Annotated in this window: 19 protein-coding genes; all 19 read left to right on the top strand. The window is 65.9% G+C overall.

Annotated features, from left to right (window positions below; all coding sequences use genetic code 11):
- Window positions 1-78: 78 nt before the first annotated feature.
- The 19 genes from dnaJ (at window position 79) to B5F70_RS01435 (ending at window position 20,485) form a co-directional block, all read left to right on the top strand.
- Window positions 79-1,227, top strand: coding sequence for a molecular chaperone DnaJ (dnaJ, locus tag B5F70_RS01525; protein WP_087203784.1), 1,149 nt, complete (start codon window positions 79-81; stop codon window positions 1,225-1,227).
- Window positions 1,228-1,234: 7 nt separating this feature from the next.
- Window positions 1,235-2,554 (top strand): MiaB/RimO family radical SAM methylthiotransferase, encoded by a 1,320-nt coding sequence (locus tag B5F70_RS01520; RefSeq protein WP_087203783.1) that lies wholly within the window; start codon window positions 1,235-1,237, stop codon window positions 2,552-2,554.
- The gene (locus tag B5F70_RS01515) at window positions 2,547-3,569 is read left to right on the top strand and encodes a PhoH family protein (RefSeq protein WP_087203782.1); all 1,023 of its coding nucleotides are present in this window, start codon (window positions 2,547-2,549) and stop codon (window positions 3,567-3,569) included. The genes B5F70_RS01520 and B5F70_RS01515 overlap by 8 nt, the downstream gene beginning before the upstream one ends.
- The gene (gene ybeY, locus B5F70_RS01510; protein ID WP_087203781.1) at window positions 3,544-4,068 is read left to right on the top strand and encodes an rRNA maturation RNase YbeY; all 525 of its coding nucleotides are present in this window, start codon (window positions 3,544-3,546) and stop codon (window positions 4,066-4,068) included. The genes B5F70_RS01515 and ybeY overlap by 26 nt, the downstream gene beginning before the upstream one ends.
- Complete coding sequence (locus B5F70_RS01505) at window positions 4,065-4,442, top strand: diacylglycerol kinase family protein (RefSeq protein ID WP_087203780.1); 378 nt, start codon at window positions 4,065-4,067, stop codon at window positions 4,440-4,442. Before ybeY ends, B5F70_RS01505 begins: the two co-directional genes overlap by 4 nt.
- A gap of 9 nt (window positions 4,443-4,451) precedes the next feature.
- Complete coding sequence (gene era, locus B5F70_RS01500) at window positions 4,452-5,558, top strand: GTPase Era (RefSeq protein ID WP_087203779.1); 1,107 nt, start codon at window positions 4,452-4,454, stop codon at window positions 5,556-5,558.
- Window positions 5,559-5,585: 27 nt separating this feature from the next.
- Window positions 5,586-6,344, top strand: coding sequence for a DNA repair protein RecO (gene recO / locus B5F70_RS01495; RefSeq protein WP_087203778.1), 759 nt, complete (start codon window positions 5,586-5,588; stop codon window positions 6,342-6,344).
- A gap of 157 nt (window positions 6,345-6,501) precedes the next feature.
- Window positions 6,502-8,169: a ribonuclease J gene (locus tag B5F70_RS01490; protein WP_087203777.1), complete on the top strand. Its 1,668-nt coding sequence runs from the start codon at window positions 6,502-6,504 to the stop codon at window positions 8,167-8,169.
- Window position 8,170: 1 nt separating this feature from the next.
- Window positions 8,171-10,828 (top strand): DNA translocase FtsK, encoded by a 2,658-nt coding sequence (locus B5F70_RS01485; RefSeq protein WP_241145862.1) that lies wholly within the window; start codon window positions 8,171-8,173, stop codon window positions 10,826-10,828.
- Window positions 10,828-12,093, top strand: a complete 1,266-nt coding sequence (locus B5F70_RS01480; protein ID WP_087203776.1) for a helix-turn-helix transcriptional regulator — start codon at window positions 10,828-10,830, stop codon at window positions 12,091-12,093. Before B5F70_RS01485 ends, B5F70_RS01480 begins: the two co-directional genes overlap by 1 nt.
- A 22-nt stretch (window positions 12,094-12,115) precedes the next feature.
- Window positions 12,116-12,613: a YajQ family cyclic di-GMP-binding protein gene (locus B5F70_RS01475; RefSeq protein WP_087203775.1), complete on the top strand. Its 498-nt coding sequence runs from the start codon at window positions 12,116-12,118 to the stop codon at window positions 12,611-12,613.
- 79 nt (window positions 12,614-12,692) lie between these two features.
- Window positions 12,693-14,033, top strand: coding sequence for a 30S ribosomal protein S12 methylthiotransferase RimO (gene rimO / locus B5F70_RS01470; RefSeq protein WP_087203774.1), 1,341 nt, complete (start codon window positions 12,693-12,695; stop codon window positions 14,031-14,033).
- Between the two features lie 11 nt (window positions 14,034-14,044).
- Window positions 14,045-14,659, top strand: a complete 615-nt coding sequence (pgsA, locus tag B5F70_RS01465) for a CDP-diacylglycerol--glycerol-3-phosphate 3-phosphatidyltransferase (protein ID WP_087203773.1) — start codon at window positions 14,045-14,047, stop codon at window positions 14,657-14,659.
- A 24-nt stretch (window positions 14,660-14,683) separates the two neighbouring features.
- Window positions 14,684-15,193, top strand: coding sequence for a CinA family protein (locus B5F70_RS01460; RefSeq protein ID WP_087203772.1), 510 nt, complete (start codon window positions 14,684-14,686; stop codon window positions 15,191-15,193).
- A gap of 243 nt (window positions 15,194-15,436) precedes the next feature.
- Complete coding sequence (gene recA / locus B5F70_RS01455) at window positions 15,437-16,525, top strand: recombinase RecA (RefSeq protein ID WP_087203771.1); 1,089 nt, start codon at window positions 15,437-15,439, stop codon at window positions 16,523-16,525.
- 6 nt (window positions 16,526-16,531) lie between these two features.
- Window positions 16,532-17,212, top strand: a complete 681-nt coding sequence (locus tag B5F70_RS01450) for a regulatory protein RecX (RefSeq protein WP_087203770.1) — start codon at window positions 16,532-16,534, stop codon at window positions 17,210-17,212.
- A 217-nt stretch (window positions 17,213-17,429) separates the two neighbouring features.
- Entirely contained in the window at window positions 17,430-18,980 is a 1,551-nt protein-coding gene (gene rny / locus B5F70_RS01445; protein WP_087203769.1) for a ribonuclease Y, read from the top strand.
- A gap of 21 nt (window positions 18,981-19,001) precedes the next feature.
- Window positions 19,002-20,084: an ATP-binding protein gene (locus B5F70_RS01440; RefSeq protein ID WP_087203768.1), complete on the top strand. Its 1,083-nt coding sequence runs from the start codon at window positions 19,002-19,004 to the stop codon at window positions 20,082-20,084.
- Between the two features lie 83 nt (window positions 20,085-20,167).
- Window positions 20,168-20,485, top strand: a complete 318-nt coding sequence (locus B5F70_RS01435) for a stage V sporulation protein S (RefSeq protein ID WP_087203767.1) — start codon at window positions 20,168-20,170, stop codon at window positions 20,483-20,485.
- Window position 20,486: the final 1 nt, after the last annotated feature.

The following is a 20,486-nucleotide window of genomic DNA, read 5'->3' as shown; positions in this document are numbered from 1 at the left end:
ACAACGGACGATGCCGGACGTGGCGCGCGCAAGGGCGCCACGCCGGGGTGCCAACCGAAGTGGGGAGTGTAAAGGGTTTTGGCTGAGAAAAGGAATTATTACGAGGTGCTCGGCGTCGACCGCGACGCCGACCAGCGCACCATCAAGCGCGCGTTTCTGAAGAAGGCGCGCACGGTGCATCCGGATGTTTCCGACGACCCGGACGCCGAGGAGAAGTTCAAGGAGCTCAACGAGGCGTATTCCGTCCTCTCCGATGAGCAGAAGCGCGCCAACTACGATCGCTTCGGTACGGCGGACGGGCCCATGGGCTCGGGCTATGTCGACCTCAACGACATCTTCGGCGGCATGGGGATGGACGATATCTTCTCGTCGTTCTTCGGCGGGGGAGCGGCCGGCGGGCGCCGTCGCCAGACGCGGCGCCAGGGCCGCGACATGGCCATCTCCCTCAGCGTGACGCTCGAGGAGGCGGCGCTTGGCTGCACGAAGACCATCAGCTACGACCGCCTCGCCCCATGCGAGGACTGTCAGGGCACGGGCCTTTCCGAGGGCGCGCACGAGCAGCAGTGCCCGCGCTGCCATGGCACGGGCTTCGTGACGACGGTGCAGCGCTCCATATTCGGCCAGATGCAGTCCTCGTCCCCCTGCCCGGATTGCGGCGGCGAGGGTGTGGTCATCGACCACCCCTGCGAGATGTGCGACGGGCAGGGTCGCACGCCCAACCACGAGAAGATCGATGTCCAGATTCCGGCGGGCATCTCCTCCGGGCGGCAGCTGCGCGTGCGCGGCTACGGCGAGGCGGGCTACCGCGGTGCGGAGTCCGGCGACCTTATCGTGACGGTGGCCGTGGAGGAGCACGAGCGCTTCCACCGGATGGGCGATGACCTTGCCCTGGAGGTCGAGATCGGCATGGCCCAGGCCGCCCTGGGATGCACGGTAGAGGTCGCCGGCATCATGCCCGACGAGACCATCACCTTCGACATACCCGCCGGCACCCAGTTTGGCGACACCGTCACCGTGGACGAGAAGGGCATGCCCCGCATCGGGGGCGGCGGCTCCCGCGGCCGCGCCATCGCCCAGGTGCGGGTCACGGTGCCGCGCAGGCTCAGCGTGGAGGAGCGCGAGCTGTTGGAGCGCTTCGCCAAGAGCCGGGGCGAGGAGTTCGCGCCCGCCCCACGCCGCTCGGTGGGCGACCGCATCCGCGACGCCATCGATGACATCTTGGACTAGGTGAGCCGTGGCCGATTCTCTCGTCTCTGTGGTAAACCTCGGCTGTCGCGTCAACCGCGTCGAGTCGGACCGCATCTCCGCCGAGCTCGTCTCTGCCGGTTTCACGCTGGTCGACCCCGACGAGGCGTCGCTTGTCGTGATCAACACGTGCGCCGTGACCGGCGAGGCCGAGGCCAAGACGCGCAAGGCCGTGCGCCATGCGCTCGGGCGTGCGCGCCGCCCCTGGGTCATCGCGTGCGGGTGCGCTGCCAACCTGCATCCCGACATGCTGGAGACGCTCTCCGATCGCGTTGTGGTGGAGCCCTCCAAGGTGGACGTGGTCGCGCGCGCGTGCTCCCTGCTGGGGCTCGTGAACGACGGTGACAGCCTCGACGACGCCGTCGACCCTCATGACCTTGCCCGTGTCCTCGGCCGTTCGCGCTGGGGCGTCAAGGTGCAGGACGGCTGCAACAACCGCTGCACGTACTGCATCGTCTGGAAAGCGCGCGGGCCGGAGCGCTCCGTCCCGGTGCCCGCGGTGCTCGACCAGGTCCGCCTCGCCGAGAGGGCGGGCGTCCCCGAGGTCGTTCTCACGGGCGTCAACCTGGGGGCGTACGACGGGATCGGTGCCGGCGATGCGCATGTCGAGATCGACGAGCTAGTCGAGACCATCCTGCATAAGACGGCGATCCCGCAGCTTCGCCTCTCCTCGCTGGAGCCCATGGATGTCACCGATCGCCTGCTCGACGTCATGGCGGCGCACCCCGACCGCATCGCCCCGTTTTTACACCTCCCGCTCCAGTCCGGATGCTCGGCAACGCTCGCGCGCATGGGCAGGCCCTATACCGCCGAGGAGTTTCACGACCTCTGCCTGAGGGCCCGCCGCCGCATTCCCGCCATCGCGCTCTCCTGCGACGTCATCGTCGGATTTCCCGGCGAGACCGACGCCGAGTTCTCGGAATCCCTCGCGTTCTGCCGGAAGGTGGGGTTCGCGCGGATGCACGTGTTCCGCTACAGCCCCCGGCCCGGTACTGCGGCGGCAGCCATGGACGATCAGGTTCCCCCCGAGCTGAAAGAGGCGCGCGGGCGCGCCATGAGGGCGCTTGCCCGCGAGCTCGCGCTCGCAGACGCCCGTTCTCGCGTGGGTACCGTGGAGTTCGGCGTCGTCGAAGGCGCGAGCCAGGTCACGCTCGGCTCGTATCACCGGCTGCGGCTGCGCGGGGGCGCCGACGCTCTCCTGGCGACGCGCGTCCCGGTCGCCATCGAGGGCGTCGAGGATTCCGGCGAGCTCTGGGGGACGGTTGCGGCGTCGGAAGGCGCCGAGGCAAGCGAGGTGGCATGTGGATAACGCACAGGTGACCCTGACCATACCCGACGGGGTCGACGCACGGCTTGTGACGGGCGCATCTGACGCCAACCTGCGTCTCATCGAGAGACGGTCGCCCGCCTCCGTCATCGTGCGCGGCAACGTGATCGCGCTCTCCGGGCTCTCCGGTGAGGTCGAGCTCCTGACGCGTCTATTCTCGCAGCTCATTCGCGAGGCCGCGGAGGGAAGGGCGCTCGCTCCGGACGAAGTCGAGCGCCTCTACGACGCCCTGGGGGAGAGCGGTCTCGACGCGGCGAGCTTCCGCGACGACATCCTGCTCACGTACCGGGGCCGTGCGCTCAGGCCCAAGACCATCGGGCAGAAGCGCTACATCGACGCGATCCGGGAGAACACCGTCACGTTCTGCGTGGGCCCTGCGGGAACCGGCAAAACCTATCTCGCCATGGCGATGGCGGTGGGCGCCCTCAAGCGGCGCGAGGTCAGCCGCATCGTGCTCACCCGCCCGGTGGTCGAGGCGGGGGAGAGCCTCGGGTTTCTGCCCGGCACCCTGGAGGAGAAGATCGACCCGTACGTGCGTCCGCTCTTCGACGCGCTCTTCGATATGACCGATATGGAGCGCGCCGGCGAGCTCGTCGAGCGCGGCGTCATCGAGATCGCGCCGCTCGCCTATATGCGCGGGCGGACGCTGAACGACGCGTTTGTCGTGCTGGATGAAGCCCAGAACACCACGCCCGAGCAGATGAAGATGTTTCTCACGCGTCTGGGCTTCAACTCCAAGTTCGTCATCACGGGCGATATGACCCAGCGCGACCTCCCGATGCGTCGCGGGGGCCTCACCGATATCGAGGCGATACTCGGCGGGGTGCGCGATATCGCCTTCATCCATCTCGACCGCGCCGACGTCGTGCGCCATGCGCTCGTCGGCCGCATCGTCGAGGCGTACGATGCCTTCGAGGCGGAAGGCGAGCCGGGTCGCGCAGGCGACCGGCGCGAGCGAAAGGAGGCCGAGCATGGCCGTTCTCATAGCGTGCGATAGCGGGTGCGAGGCGCTGCTATCCGATGAGGAGATTGCTGGTATCTGCGCCTTCGTACTCGAAGCCGAGGGGGTCACAGTTCCTTGCGAGGTGTCGCTCTCCTGGGTCGACGACGAGCGCATGCGCGAGCTCAACGCCACGTGGCGCGGTATCGACAGGGTCACCGACGTCCTCTCGTTCGAGTGCGACGACCCGGCTTCCGGCGCCGACGGGGAGGAGGCGGTCGAGCTCGGCGACATCGTGCTCGCGCCCGCGCAGATAGCCCGGCAGGCGCCCGGGTTCGGCAACACGCCGGAGGACGAGTGCCGTCTCATGCTCGTGCACGGCATGCTCCACCTGCTGGGATACGACCATATCGAAGACGACGAGGCGGAAGTGATGGAGGCGCGCGAGGACGACCTCCTGCGCGCGCTCGCCGAGAGGCGCGGCGAGGACCCCGCCGCCCTCGACCTGGGCCCGCTCACGCGCCATAGCGCTGAGGAGGAGGGAGACGACGCATGATTCCCGGTTCTGAGCGCGACCACCCCACGTTCATCCGCTCCTTCCGCTACGCCCTCGAGGGCTTCATCACCGCCGTGACGACGGAGCGCAACATCAACGTGCAGCTCTGCGTGGGGGCCGCCGCTATCGTCGCGGGCCTCGTCATCGGCATCGACGCCATCTCCTGGGCGCTCATCGTTCTCTGCATCGGCATCGTGCTCTTCGCGGAGCTCGTCAACACGGCCCTCGAGGCGGTGGTCGACCTCGCGACGCAGGAGCTCCACCCGCTTGCCAAGCGCGCGAAGGACATCGCTGCCGCGAGCGTCTTCGTTTTGTCCCTCACCGCGGCCGTCGTCGGCATCCTCGTGTTTGCCCGGGCCCTCGGATTGTTGTAAGGAGTGCGTATGGCCCACGATACGGACCGTGTGATGACAGGCGACGCCGCCGGCGAGGAGGAGTTCGTCGAGGTCGACCCCTTCGCCGATTTGAGCGACGACGAGCTCGACGCCCTGCTCGACGCCGGCGAGTGCCCTCTTGGCGAGACGGCGGGCGACGCGGCGGCGGACGACTTTGGGGAGACCCCGTTCGGCATGCTCCCGGGCACGGACGTGCCCCCGGGGTTCCGGTCCGGCTTCGTCGCCCTCGTCGGGCGTCCCAATGCGGGAAAATCGACGCTTCTCAACGCCTGCCTCGGCGAGAAGGTCGCCATCACCTCGCCGGTCGCCCAGACAACGCGTCGTCGCATGCGCGGCGTGCTCAATCGCGACGACTGCCAGATCGTGTTCGTGGACACCCCCGGCCTGCACAAGCCTCAGGACTCGCTCGGCGGCGAGCTCAACCGCAGCGCGCTCGCCGAGCTCGGCGATGTGGATGTCGTCGCGTTCCTCATCGATGCCACGAAGCCCGTCGGCTCGGGTGACGCCTGGGTGGCCGAGCGCGTGCGCGGCGCGCGCGCCGTCAAGATCCTCGTCCTCACCAAGATCGACCAGGCGACGCCCGAGCAGGTCTCCGCGCAGCTCGACCGCGCGCACGAGCTCATGTCGTTCGACGACGAGATCGTCATCTCCTCGGTCGAGGGCTTCAACGTAGACGCATTTTGCGCGCTTGTCGCCGCACGCCTGCCCGAGGGTCCGCGCTGGTTCCCGCTCGATATGGCGACCGACGAGTCGGATGAGATGCTCGTCGCCGAGTTCATCCGCGAGAAGGTGCTACTCCTCACGCGCGAGGAGGTCCCCCATGCCGTCGGTGTCGTCACCGACGAGATGACGTTCAAGAAGCACGGCGACGTGCTCGCGGTGCATGCGACCATCTTGGTCGAGCGCGACGGGCAGAAGGGCATCATCATCGGCAAGCGGGGGGCAATGATCAAGCGCATCGGCACCGAGGCCCGCGCCGATCTCGAGAGACTCTTCAAATGTCGCGTCTACCTCGATCTCGAGGTGCGCGTCCAGCCCTCTTGGCGAAGCGACGTGCGCGAGATCAGGCGCATGGGGTACGCTGCCGACGAGTAAGCGCCCGTCGAACGATAGGAGGGCGCTGTGGCCGGCAGGGGTACGTACCGGTGCCTCGCATTGGTGCTGGACAAGACGAAGCTCGGTGAGAGCGATCTCATCCTGACCCTTCTCGCTCAGGATGGCCGTCAGATACGCGCCGTAGCCAAGGGCGCCCGCAAGCCGGGCAGCAGGCTCGCGGCGCGCTGCGAGCTCTGTTGCACCACCGATATGCTGCTCGCCCGCGGCAAGTCGCTCGATATCGTCTCGCAGGCCGAGCTCATGGCCGCCCCGCTGGGGAGTGCGCCGGACTATGGGCTTCTGACGGCTGCCAGCTCGGTGGCCGAAGTCGCGCGCCTCTGTTCGTTCGAGGATGCCACGGACGGATTCGTGTTCCCCATCACGGTGCGCGCGCTCGACGTCCTCGGCGGCGCCTCGGGCGCGCTCGACGGCGCGCACCTGGATCTCATCGTCGCCGCCTATGTCTTCAAGCTGCTGGCGCACATCGGATACCGCCCCGACCTCACCTCCTGCGTGAGCTGCGGGGACGAGGCAGTCAGCTATTTCTCCGCTGCGGCCGGCGGTCTTTTGTGCGCGTCCTGCGCCACCTCCATCGCCGGTGCCGAGGAGGTTGACGGCGCGGCGGTCGGTTGGCTGCGCGCGCTCATGGCGATGAGGTTCGACGAGCTCGCCGCGGCGCGGATCGATGCGGCGACTGCGGCGCTCCTGCTCGCCTTCGCGCACGTGTGGGCCGCCGTCCATCTCGATTCGCGCCTCCGCGCCCTCGAGTTCATGCTCGGTTGCTGAGCCGGCTCGGTAGTTCCTGTGGGCCTTGGGGGCGCGCGTGCGGACAGCGGGGCGCCGGGCGGTACAATAACAATACCTGTGCACATTACCTCATACGTTTCGCAGGCCTTTGCCTGCGTTTATCTATGTCTGCGACAGAAAGGACCCAACCGACATCATGGCAAAACAGAATCCGCCTCTCCGCATCATCCCGCTCGGCGGCCTTGACGGCATCGGCAAGAACATGACCGCGTTCGAGTGCGGGCCCGATATGGTGCTCGTCGATGCGGGACTCATGTTTCCCGACGACTCCCAGCCCGGCGTCGACCTCGTGCTGCCCGACTACACCTACGTGCTCGAGAACGAGGACAAGCTGCGCGGCATCGTGGTGACCCACGGCCACGAGGACCACACCGGCGCCCTGCCGTATCTTCTGCAGGACCTCAACAACAAGGTGCCGATCTTCTCCAGCAAGCTCACCCTCGGCTTCATCGAGGGCAAGCTGTCCGAGTTCCGCATCAAGGCGCCTAAGTTCCGCGAGGTCAAGGACGGTTCGCATATCTCGCTCGGCCAGATCACCATCGACTTCTTCTCGATGACGCATTCGATACCCGGCGCGCTCGGCGTCTACATCAAGACGCCCCAGGGCACGGTCATGCACACGGGCGACTTCAAGCTCGACCAGACGCCCATTGACGGCGTGCGCCCCAACTACGCCGCCATCAACCGTTTCGCCAAGCAGGGTATCGACCTTCTGCTCTCGGACTCCACCAACGCCACCGTACCCGGCTTCACCAAGTCCGAGGCCGAGGTCGGTCCCTCGCTTTACAGCGCGATCAAGAACGCCAGCGGCCGCGTGTTCGTCGCGAGCTTCTCGTCGCACATCCACCGCTTGCAGCAGATCTGCGACGCCGCGAAGCGCTGCGGCCGCAAGGTCGTGGTGACGGGCCGCTCGATGCTCACCAACACCCGGGTTGCGCGCGAGCTCGGTTATCTGAATATCGACGAGCAGGATCTCATCGATGCCTACGAGATCAACAACCTGCCCGAGGACAAGCTCGTCGTCATGTGCACCGGCTCTCAGGGCGAGCCGCTCTCGGCGCTGTCGCGCATGGCAAACGGCGAGCATAAAACGCTCTCCATCCACGCGGGTGACACCGTGATCATCTCGGCCACGCCCGTGCCCGGCAACGAGAAGGCCGTCCAGCAGGTCGTCAACAGCCTGGCGAAGATCGGCTGCGACGTCTTTGATAAGAGCCGCACGCTCGTGCACGTCTCCGGTCACGGCAGTCAGGAGGAGCTCAAGCTCATGCTCGCCATGACGAAGCCGACCTACTTCATGCCGGTTCACGGCGAGGCCGTGCATCTGCGCGCCCATGCCGCCCTCGGGCGCAAGATGGGCATCCCTGACGACCATATCTTCATTCTCGATAACGGCGACACGCTCGAGATGCGCGGCGGCGTCGTCAAGGTCGGCCAGGCGGTGGAGTCCGGCGTCGTGTACGTCGACGGCCTGCGCATCGGCGACACCGACCCCATCGTCTTGCGCGACCGTCAGAAGCTCGCCAACGACGGCATGGTCACCGCCGTCGCCATCGTTTCGCTGAAACGGAAGAAGATCGATGCGGTCGAGTTCTCGAGCCGTGGTGTCTCGTTCACCATCGACGACGCGTTCGCGCACGATGCGGAGGAGGCCATCATCAAGGTCATCGAGAAGGGCAAGTTTAATTTCACGGCGAGCGGTACCGACGCCCTGCGCAAAGCGGTGCGCGATTCCGTTTCCAACTTTATCTGGAACCGTACCAAGACCCGCCCGATGATCATCCCCGTGGTCATGGAGGTCTAGCGTGGCCGAGCGTAAGGGACAGGGCGCCAAGGCGAAGCAGCGCGCCGGCAAGGGCAAGGCGTCTCAACGCCACCTGCGAGCGAACGCATCCGCGGCCGCCGCGGCCCCCGCGGAGCCCCTGTGGGATCAGGGCGCGGGGCGCGATATCGCAGGCGTGGTGCTGGCCGTCATCGCGGTCGCCTCGCTCATCGCCGTCGTCACGCCGGCGACCGCGCCGGTGACGCAGGCCATAGCCGGCTTCTATCACCTGGGCTTCGGCCTGGGCGGATACGTGCTGCCCTTCGTCATCCTCGGCTGTGCCGCCCTCGTGTTCCTGCGCGGCGCCGTTCAGATGCCCGCCCGCACGGTCATCGGCTCGAGCCTGGTTTTCGTGGCGGTCCTCGGGCTCCTCGTGCTCGCCATGACGCCCGACACGATGGTGTGGGGCGTCACGGTTGGTGAGGCCGACCTCGCTCGAAGCGGCGGGTTCGTGGGTTTCGCGATCGCGTCGTTTCTGGCCGCCGGTCTCGGGAAGCCGATCGCGACCGTCGTGCTCGTCGGCGTGGGCGTCGCCGGCGCCGCACTCGTCGGGTTCTCTATCAGCTCCGTGATCGGCGCGGTGCGCGACAGCGCGGAGCGCCTGGCCGAGCGTCGCCGCGTGTCCGTCAACGAGACGCCTTGGGGCGAGGAGCCCCCGCAGGCGCCGCGGCGTGCGACGCGGGGGATCTTCTCGCATGGGAAGGAGGGCGCGCTCGCCCAGTCCGACCGCGCGCTCGATACGCAGAGGACCACGTTGATCGAGGATCTGGATGACGGGGACGACAACCCCTTCGTCGACCTGTCCGCCCAGCTTGCCGCCGAGCGCGCCGAGACGACGCTCATCCCCATCGAGGACACGTACTCCGAGGCCGATTCAGCGCCGACGACCCTCATCGACGCTTCTCGCGCGAAGGGCCGCGCCTCGCGCGGGCAGGCGGCTTCCGCAGCGAAGGAGGCGCCGGCAGCCGAGCGCGCCGCGGACGCCCCTTCCGATAAGAGCGCGGCAGAGCCCTCTGCCGCGGAGACCGCGCCGGCCATTCCCGATTTTCTGCTTCGTCCTACTGCGCGCGCTCAGGCGACGCCAGCCGCGGGCGACAGCGCGCCGGACGCCGCGCCCGCGGCAGACGTCGACGCCGCAGGGGAGCCCGAGGGGCGCGCGCTGCCCCCGGCGACCATCCTCAACCACAATCCGCAGTCTGCCAAGGCGGCGTCCTCGGACGCCGAGCTCGCCCAGACCGCCGAGTCGCTGCAGTCGACGCTCGAGGAGTTCGGCCTGCATTCGCGCGTGGTCGGTTGGATCTCCGGTCCCACGGTCACGACGTTCAAGGTGCAGCCGGGCGAGGGCGAGCGCGTGAGCCGCATCTCGAGCCTCGAGGACGACATCGCGCTCACCCTCGCGGCGCAGTCGGTCCGCATCTTCGCGCCCATCCCCGGCACCTCGCTCGTGGGTATCGAGATTCCCAACCGCAAGCGCCAAAACGTCAACCTCGGCGACGTGCTGCCCTATGTTCAGGGTGGTCCTCTGGAGCTCGCGATCGGCCGTGACGCGGAGGGCTCGCCCATCGTCGCCGACCTCGCCAAGATGCCGCACCTGCTCATCGCCGGCACCACCGGCTCGGGCAAGTCCGTTATGATTAACTCCATCGTCGTCACGCTGCTCATGCGCACGGTCCCGGAGGATGTCCGCTTGATTATGGTGGACCCCAAGCGCGTGGAACTCTCGGGCTACAACGGCCTGCCCCATCTGTACGTCCCGGTGGTCACGGAGCCCAAGCAGGCCGCGAGCGCCCTGCAGTGGGGCGTCTCCGAGATGGAGCGGCGCCTCAAGGTGTTCGAGCGCATCGGGGTGCGCAACATCGCCACCTTCAACGCCAAGCAGGCCGCCGGTGAGTTCGAGCAGTACGACAACCCTCCCGCCAAGATGCCCTATCTCGTCATCATCATCGACGAGCTCTCCGACCTCATGATGGTGGCCGGCAAGGACGTCGAGGCATCCATCGTGCGCATCGCCCAGCTCGGTCGCGCGGCCGGCATCCACCTCATCGTGGCGACGCAGCGTCCGAGCTCCAACGTCGTGACGGGCCTCATTAAGGCGAACATCACCAACCGCATCGCCTTCAACGTGGCCACCGGCATCGACAGTCGCGTCATCATCGACCAGATGGGCGCCGAGAAGCTCACGGGCTACGGCGACATGCTCTTCTCCAAGGTCGATTGGGGTAAACCCAAGCGCATCCAGGGCTGCTTCGTCTCCGACGAGGAAATCAACGGCGTCGTGGAGTTCGTCAAAAGCCAGGGCGAGGCGGAGTACCACGAGGAGATACTCTCCGCCGTTTCCCCGGCGACGCTTTCTGCGGGCACGGGCGGGCATGAGCCGGCTGACGACGACCCGCTTATGTGGGAGGCGGCCCATATCGTCGTCGAATCCCGCCTTGGTTCAACGTCCGGGTTGCAGCGGCGCCTGAAGGTCGGTTACGCGCGCGCCGGGCGTATTATGGATATGCTGGAAGAAAAGGGCATCGTGGGTCCGCCTGACGGGTCGAAGCCCCGCGAGGTGCTCCTCGACGAAGAGGGGCTCGCGGAGCTCGAGTCCCTCGAGGCCCGCATGGCGATCGAGGACGAGGAGTTGGGAGGGTTCTGATGGCACGGTTTGGGGACATGCTCTACCAGCGGCGACGTCAGATGGGCCTTACCATTCTGCAGGTTGCGAACACCATCAAGATCAGGCCGCAGATCATCGAGTTCTTCGAGAACGGTGACTTCACCGCCATGCCGCCGCGCGGCTATGCACAGGGCATGATCTCGAGCTACGCGCGGTACCTGGGGCTGAACCCCCGAGAGGTCGTCGAGGCGTACTTCGAGGACCTCCGCGCGTATGAGCAGGCGACCGACAACCACGGAGGGCGCTTTCAAGATGCGGCGGGCCTCGTGAGCACGCGCTCTGCGAGCGCCACCGGGCGCTTCATGATGGTGGACTCCGCGCCGCGCTCGCGCTATGCGCAGCGCCCCCCGCAGGCGGGGTACGTCTCAGAAACCGAGTCGGGCCACGAGCCACAGCTCAACCGGGGACCCTATCGGCAGCGTTCCTATGGGGCTGTCTCCGGTGCGGGGCCGCGCCGCGCCGACCAGACGATGCGCATGCCCGCCTACGGGAGCAGCGCGCAGGGGAATGCCGACCCGCGCGGTACGGCGCAGCGCCGTCAGCAGGGGCAGGCGCGCCCGGCGGGCGCCGGTCGCAGCGGCGCGCCGTACCGCAATGCCCCCGGCCGCGGGGGCAGGCCGCCCTATGGCGGGCGGCAGCAGGGGCGGGGGAGCGCGCCCGCGCCGGACAACCGCCTCCTCATAGCCCTTATTGCCGCCGGCCTCGTTATCATCGTCCTGCTTGCGCTCCTGCTCTTCCGCGGCTGCACGCCGGCGGACGCGACATCGGGCGCCGGCTCCGAGGCCGCTATCCCCGAGACGACGCAGGCGGCCTCGCCCGACACACCCGCCACCTCGGCCGACGATGCAACGGATGACACCCAGGATCCCGCCACCGACCCCGAGGCCGAAACCACCGAGGAGCCGCAGCAGCTCGTCGTGAGGGTCTCGGTTCCCGAGGGCGAGTCGTCTTGGCTCGAGATACGGCTCGACGGCTCCATCGTCTACGGCAACGAGGTCATCGGGCCCTTCGAGCAGGAGTACACCGTGACCGAGTCCATCCGGATCACCGCGAACACGCCCTCGAGCGTCACCGTGACGCAGAACGGCGAGACCGTTCGTTGGGACACCAGCACCTCGGGTGTGGCGCGCATCAACCTGACCGCTCCCGAGACGCCGGCGACCACGGGTGAGGCCGCGACGACCACCGATGGTGAGACCGGGGACGCGGCGGCAAGTGACCCGAGCGCCGCCGCGGCTCAATAACGAACGCTTAGGAGGAACTTCCATGGCAAAGGACGCTAGTTTCGACGTCGTGTCGCAGGTCGACGTCCAAGAGGTCGACAACGCCTTCCAGCAGGCGGTCCGCGAGGTCGCCCAGCGCTACGACCTCAAGGACTCGGGCGCCAAGCTTGAGTTCGCAAAGGCCGAGCGCACCATCACCATCTCGGCGCCTGCAGAGTTCGTCGCCCGGCAGGTCACCGACATCCTGTCCGCTAAGTTCGTCAAGCGCGGCGTCGACCTCAAGTCGGTCTCCTGGGACGCCCCGGCAGCGGCTTCCGGAGGTACCGTCCGCGTGGTCGGTCACATCGTGGAGGGCATCGACCAGCCCACCGCGAAGAAGATCAGCAAGGACGTCCGCGACCTCAAGCTCAAGGTCAAGGTTGCCATCGAGGCTGACAAGCTCCGTGTCACCTCGGCTTCTAAAGACGCCCTTCAAGAGGTCATTCAGTTTCTGCGCGGGCAGGACTACGGCAGGCCGCTCCAGTTCATCAATTACCGCTAACCACCTCCATCTCCCTTTACGGCGCCGGATTGCCGCAGAGCGCTAGCGACGTGCCGCGCGCCAAACGAAAGGATGCTCGATGCCCGCATCGTTCGGAAACCTACTCTTCATCACGCTGGGATGCGCGAAAAACGAGGTCGATACCGACCGCATGCGCTCCCTTCTTACGGCGGCAGGCTACGGCGAGGTCACCGATGTCGCGCAGGCGGACGCCGTTCTCATCAACACCTGCTCCTTCTTGGCCTCCGCCACCTCTGAGAGCATCGAGTGCACGCTCGGGCTCGCCGACGAGATCGCCCAAGGCGTGCGCGGCTGCCCCATCGTGATGTGCGGGTGCGTGCCCTCGCGCTATGGTTCCGACCTGCCGGAGACGCTGCCCGAGGTCCGCGCGTTCGTCCGCACCGACGAGGAGGACGGCATCGTGGCGGTGGTCGACGGGATCCTCGGCGTTACGCGTGCAGAACCCGCCTTCATCCCTCGGGTGAAGCGCACGGTCGAGGGGTCGGTCGCCTATCTCAAGATCTCTGACGGTTGCAACCGTTTCTGCAGCTTCTGCGCGATCCCCTATATCCGCGGTCGATATAGCTCCCGCGAGGCCTCCTCGATTCTCGCCGAGGCCGCCGAGCTCCTCGAGGGAGGCGTCCGCGAGCTCGTCCTCATCGGTCAGGATACCGGCATCTGGGGCAACGACTTCGACGCCGAGACCCCGGGGCCGCGCACGCTCGCTGAGCTCCTGCGCGCCGTTGCCGAGGTCGCCAGGCCCTTTGGCGCTTGGGTGCGCGTGCTGTACCTGCAGCCCGAGGGCATGACCGACGAGCTCATTGCGACGCTGCGCGACGTTCCCGAGGTTCTGCCGTATATCGACATCCCCATCCAGCACTGCGCCGCGCGCGTTCTCAAGGAGATGAACCGCACGGGATCTGCCGCCGAGTTCGAGGCGCTCTTCGACCGGCTGCGTCGCGAGATCCCGGGCATGGTCATCCGTTCAACGGCGCTCGTGGGCTTTCCCACCGAGACCGATGAGGAGTTCGAGGAGCTCATGGGGTTCCTCGACCGCGTCGGCTTCGACTATACGAGCGTATTTGCCTACTCGCAGGAGGACGGCACGCGCGCGGCCCGCATGGAGGGCCAGGTGGATGAAGAGACCAAGATCGAGCGCGCGCAGGCCGCGCAGGACCTTGCCGAGGCTCTCGGATTCGCCGCCACGGCATCGCACGTGGGGGAGCGCGCGCAGGTGATCATCGACGGCATCGACGAGACGGATGAGGGTCCGGAGCTCATCGGTCACGCCTGGTTCCAGGCGCCCGATTCCGACGGCGCGGTGCATCTTGACGCGACGGAGGCGTGCGTTGGTGATATCGTGGAGGTCGAGTTCACCGACAGCTTCTGCTATGAACTCATCGGTCATGTAGTCGGATAGGGAATTAAACGATGGCAGCTGCACCGCAAAAGGAATTGACGAGCATCTGGACGCCGGCGAATATCGTCACGTGCGTCCGCATCATCTTCATACCCGTGTTCATGGTCTTCGCCACCGAGGGTTTCGCCTCCCTCGGTCTCAGTGCCGGCGCCCAGGCGATCATAGCCTTCTGTCTCTACATCCTCTTGAGCGGAACAGATAAGGTCGACGGTGACCTTGCCCGCAAGCGAGGAGAGGTGACGGATTTCGGGAAGTTCCTCGATCCCATCGCCGACAAGCTGCTGGTGTTCTCGGCGCTCCTGCTCTTTCTCGTTTGGGATATCGTGAGCGTGTGGGCGGTTTTCATCATTCTCTTCCGCGAGTTTCTGGTAAGCGCGCTTCGCATGGTGGCGAGTGCGAGCGGGGAGGTCATCGCCGCCGACAAGCTGGGCAAGGCGAAGACCGCGGTGACCATGGTCGCCATCTGCGCCCTGCTGCTCGATCGCGCCATCCTCGTTCAGACGGGGCAGTCGGTCGAGATCATCTGGACCATCGGGCAGGCGCTCATGATCGCTGCCGTGGTGCTCACCGTGGTCTCGGGCGCCCAGTATTTCTGGAATGCCCGCAAGATCGTCTTCCGCGTGTAGCTGTCGGGAGGGGAGCGGCTCACCATGTGCTCGAGTGACATGTGCGACTTGGAGGCGCAGCGCCTCGTCGCCTTCGCCTCTGCCCACGGGCTTACGGTCGCCACGGCCGAGTCGTGCACGGCCGGCCGGGTCGCAGCCGTCGTGGGCGGTGTGCCCGGCGCCTCCGAGGTTCTGCGCGGCGGAGCGGTCACCTATGTGAATGAAATCAAGCACCGGGTGCTCGGCGTCTCCGAGAAAACACTCGCAACCGTCGGCGCCGTCTCAGAGAGGTGCGCCTGCGAGATGGCCGCGCGCGCGCGAGCGCTGTTCGGTAGCGACGCCGCTGTCAGCATCACAGGTTTTGCCGGGCCGGGGGGCGGTACGGCCGACAACCCCGTGGGGACCGTGTACCTCGGCATCGCCGATCAAGATGGCGCGAGGGCGGTTCGCCGCCATTTCAACGGTGACCGCGACGACGTGCGATGGCAGGCTACGATGGAGGCGCTGCGCCTTCTGAGGTCCTCATGTGAAGATATCGTGCTGTCTCGTGGATAGCTCGCTGCCGCATGAGGCTCGAGCACTCCGGGTCCAGCCATGCGAGGCCTTTGGTTTGCGCAGCTCAACGTCCCTGTCAGCGTGGACGGTCAGGAGTATGTCATATCGTGGTTGGCCGCACGTCCGAGCGGGGTGGATATCGGTAGGGATACGGTGAGAACCCCTCGGTAGAATCAAGGTGATTCCTTGACGGCGAACAACCGTTCGTCTATCATTGGATCAGTTCACGCGAGGAGGTATCCCATGGCAAAGAATTCCGGTCCCGCCAAGCAGGTGCACGAGCGCACCACGGGTGAGGCGCGCGATAAGATGATCGAGGCCACCAAGGCGGATATCATCAAGAAATTCGGTTCCGGCTCAATCATGCGCTATGGCGATGGCGGCCCCGAGCTCGAGGTGGAGGCGATCCCCACCGGTGCGCTCGCACTCGATGTCGCGCTCGGCATCGGCGGTGTGCCGCGCGGCCGCATCATCGAGATCTACGGTCCCGAGTCGTCGGGCAAGACGACGCTCTCTTTGGAGATTCTAGCCGAGGCCCAGGCCATGGGCGGTGTCGTCGCGTTCATCGACGCCGAGCACGCGCTCGACCCCTCCTATGCAGCGCGGATCGGCGTGGATATCGACGAGGTCCTCATCTCGCAGCCGGACACCGGTGAGCAGGCCCTGGAGATCTGCGATATGCTCGTGCGCTCCGGAGCCATCGACGCCATCGTCATCGACTCCGTTGCCGCCCTGGTTCCCCGTGCGGAGATCGAAGGGGAGATCGGTGAGACCACGGTGGGCCTGCAGGCGCGCTTGATGAGCCAGGCGCTCCGCAAGCTCGCGGGCTCGCTCGCCAAATCCAAGACGACCTGCATCTTCATCAACCAGCTACGCGAGAAGATCGGCGTGATGTTCGGTAACCCCGAGACCACGACGGGAGGCCGCGCGCTCAAGTTCTTCTCTTCGGTGCGCATCGATATTCGTCGCATCGACAGCATCAAGAACGGCAACGAGGTGGTTGGCAACCGGGTCCGCGCCAAGGTGGTCAAGAACAAGGTCGCTGCGCCCTTCAGGAGCGCCGAGTTCGACATCATGTACGGCACCGGCATCTCCAAGGAAGGTTCGATCCTCGACATGGCCGTCGAGAACAGCATCGTCTCCAAGTCGGGCGCGTGGTACACCTACGAGACCGAGCGACTGGGTCAGGGACGCGAGGCAGCCAAGGAGTTCCTGCGCACGAATCCCGACCTTTCGGATGAGATCGAGCGCAAGGTTCGCATTGCCTGCGGTCTCGAGCTGTCCGATGAGCCGGTGGGAGACGCCCTCGATCCTGTCGGCGTCGAGGGCTAAGCCCCCATGCCGCCGCAGGTAGAGGATATCGCCTTCATCTATCCCGATCGTACCGAGCGCGCCGCAGCGGCGTATCGGAAGAGCAGGCCCAAGGCGCGAGTGGTGTGCACTCTGTCCTCGGGAGATGAGCGGACGGTGTACGTTCCCGCGCGGGTTGCCCGTGCCGCCGCCAAGGAAACGCCCGATCTTCCGTGCGATATCGGGGGGCTTATCAATTGGATAGATGCCGTGGGGCGACGCGTTTGCTATGCGGCGCTCGTCGAGATGCTCGCTCAGCGCGACCACGGGGAGAGCGAGGCGCGCGACAAGCTCGCGCGCATCGGGTATCCGCCGGCGGCCATCGATGAGGCGGTCGAGCGCGCCCGCTCCTCGCGCTTTCTCGACGAGGAGCGCTATATCCGCTACTTCATCGCTGAGCGCCTTCGCCGCGGATGGGGGCGTCGAAAGATCGAGCAGGAGCTGCGCCGCAAGGGTGCCGACCCCACGCAGCTTGCCGATTACCCCGATGCCTTCTTTTCCGATGATGAGGACCGGTGCCGCGCTGCGGAGCTTCTGCGACGCAAACCCATACCTGACGTCCGTCCGTTCGAGAAGCTCGTCCGCTTTCTGATGGGCAGGGGCTTCTCATACGGCGTTGCCGCCGATGCGGTGAAAGCCCGACTCTCTGAGGACGGGGACGAGGCGTGAAGCCTTGGCGCACACCGCTCTTGACGGTCCGTTTACAATTGACAGCTGGACCAGCTCCACGTAGACTGAAATGGTCATTTGCCTTGTGATATATGCTCATCCCCGATGAGATTGACGTTATAGACATATCTTCAAAGCGGTTGCCTATATACCACGCAAATGTCTCGCCCTCTCTCGGGAGGGCCCGTTATGGATACCTTTTTCTTAAGGAGTTGGCATGGAGATTTTGATTGGTATCGTCTGCCTGGCACTTGGTGCCGGCGGCGCTACGGTCGCCATGCGCAGCGCAAAGCAGGGGAGCCTTCGTGAGGCGGACGCGGCCATCGAGTCTGCGCGCACCCAGGCAGACCAGATGATAGGCGATGCGCAGCGACAGGCGGAGACGCTCAAGAAGGAGGCCCTTCTTGAGGCGAAGGAGGAGATCCTCCAGAGCAAGCAGGCCGCCGAGGCGGAAGAGAAGCAGCGCAAGAAGGAACTCCGCACCATGGAGAACCGCATCATGCAGCGCGAGGAGTCTCTCGATCGCCGCAACGACGCCCTCGACAAGCGTGAGCACCAGCTCTCGAGCCAGGCAGGCCAGGTTGAAAAGCGCAGCCGTGAGCTCGAGGAGCTCGTCAGCAAGCAGACCGCCGAGCTCGAGCGCATATCCGAGCTCACGCGTGACGATGCCCATCAGGAGCTCCTCGACAAGGTCCGCGGCGAGGTGACGCACGAGGCGGCGGCCATCATCCGTGAATCCGAGCAGCGCGTGAAGGCCGAGTGCCACAAGACGGCGCAGGAGATCATCTCGCTTGCTATCCAGCGCTGCGCAGCCGACCACACCGCCGAGGTCACCGTTACCTCCGTGCATATTCCCTCAGACGACCTCAAAGGCCGCATCATCGGCCGCGAGGGCCGCAACATCCGCACGTTCGAGCAGGTTTCCGGCGTCAACCTCGTAATCGACGACACGCCCGAGACGGTTGTGCTCTCGAGCTTCGACCCCGTCCGTCGCGAGACGGCCCGCGTCGCCCTCGAGAACCTCATCGCCGACGGGCGCATCCATCCGGCGCGCATCGAGGAGATGTACCAGAAGGCCTCCAGCCTCGTGCAGCAGCGCGTCCGCGAGGCGGGCGAGCAGGCCGCCTTCGATACGGGCATCCACGACCTGCACCCTGAGCTGGTGAAGACGCTCGGTGCGCTGCGCTACCGCACCTCCTTCGGCCAGAACGTGTTGACACATTCCACCGAGGTAGCCGAGCTCTGCGGCATCATGGCTTCCGAGTTGGGCGTCGATGCGACCACGGCGCGGCGCGCCGGCCTTTTGCACGACCTCGGCAAGGCAATCGACCACGAGGTTGAGGGGCCGCATGCCGTCATCGGTGCAGATCTTGCCCGCCGTTACGGGGAGAAGCCTGTCATCGTCCATGCGATCGAGGCGCACCACGGCGACGTCGAGCCCGATTCCGTCATCGCCGTCCTCGTCATGGCCGCTGATGCCATCTCTGCTTCACGTCCCGGCGCGCGCCGTGAGTCTGCAGAGAACTACATCAAGCGCCTCGAGAAGCTCGAGGAGATCGCCAACTCTTACGAGGGGGTCGAGCGCACGTATGCCATGCAAGCTGGGCGCGAGGTCCACGTGATGGTTCAGCCCGATAAGATCTCCGACGCCGATTCGACCGTCCTGGCTCACGACATCGCCCATCAGATCGAGGAAGAGATGGAGTACCCCGGTCAGGTTCGCGTCGTCGTTATCCGTGAGAGTCGTGCCGTCGACATCGCAAAGTAGCGGGAAGATCCAGGGTTTTATATGGCGGACTCGCAGGAACTCATTTCGTTTATCGCTCAGATGACGGGCGAGTCCAACCTGCGCGTCGAGGAGAACCTCGGTGAGGGCTATGTCCGCCTGCGTGTCTCTGAGGCTGAGCGCCGGCAGGCTAAGCACGATATCCAGCATGTCGAGGATATGGTCATCGAGCTGTTGCGCAATGCGCGCGATGCCGGCGCTCAGCACATCTACGTTGCGACGTACCGTGACGACGACCTCCGTAAGGTCGTCGTCATCGATGATGGGTGCGGCGTCCCCGAGGATATACAGGACCGCATCTTTGAGGCGCGCGTCACCTCCAAGCTCGAGAGCATGCATATGGACCGTTGGGGCGTCCATGGTCGCGGTATGGCGCTGTTCTCAATCCGCCAGAACTGCGAAGAGGCACGTGTCATCACGTCTGGCGCCAATCTGGGAACCGCCCTGTACGCCTGCGCCGACACATCGGTGCTCCCGGAGCGTGCCGATCAATCTAGCTGGCCCGTCGTTGAGAAAGATGACGAGGGACGTCACGTCTGCGCACGCGGCCCGCATAACATCGTGCGCACCGTGGCAGAGTTCGCCTTGGAGGAGCTGCACGGCTGCGAGGTCTATCTCGGTTCCGCAACGGAGATCGCCGCGACGCTCTATCAGCACGCGCACCGTGCCCTCGATGCGTCCCAGCTCCTCTTTCTGGATTCCGAGGAGCAGCTCCCCGTCGTCGATCGCCTCGGATATGCCGCTGACGCCGAGGACTTCATGCGTATCGCCTGCAGCATCGGCCTCTCTTTGTCAGAGCGCACGGCGCACCGCATCCTCGCCGGCACGATCAAGCCCATGAGGAGCGTGGCAGCGCGCCTCCTGCGCGAGCGCACGGCTGCCCCGCAGGAGTCCGCCGTCGATCTTGCGCGCGATAGGCGCGGCCTGCGCATCACGCGTGATGATCTGCAGGCGTTTGCGAGGACGCTCGAGCGCGATTTCGCCGAGCTCGGAGACCGCTACTATCTCTCACTTGCCCAAGAACCCACCGTGCGCGTGCGCGGGGACCGTATCACCGTCACGTTCGACATCCATAAGGATGAGTAGGTTTCTTGCCCATATTCCGAGCTTACGGTAAGCTCAATGAGCTAGCGCACCCCCATCGAACCACATTTGCAGGAGCAACGTACATGGATTACCTGAAGGTCTCGAGCAAATCATCCCCCGCATCGGTCGCCGGTGCGATCGCCGGTATGGTGAAAGATGGGGTTCCCGTCAATATGCAGTGCGTGGGTGCCGGCGCCGTCAATCAGGCCATCAAGGCCATGGCGATCGCGCGCGGCTTCCTGATCCCCACGGGGTTCGACATCTCGTGCGCGCCCGTGTTTTCCGATATCTTGATTAACGGCGAATCGCGCACGGCAATACGGCTTTCGATATACGTGCACCAGCTCAGCCTTCAGAACAGCGAGCTCGTCGAACCCCATGATGTTCAAACGGTGGCGTGAT

This window comes from Collinsella sp. An268 (genome assembly GCF_002159765.1).
Lineage (GTDB): Bacteria > Actinomycetota > Coriobacteriia > Coriobacteriales > Coriobacteriaceae > Coprousia.
Note: the sequence above shows the minus strand (reverse complement) of the source record. Positions and strands in the feature narration are given on the sequence as shown.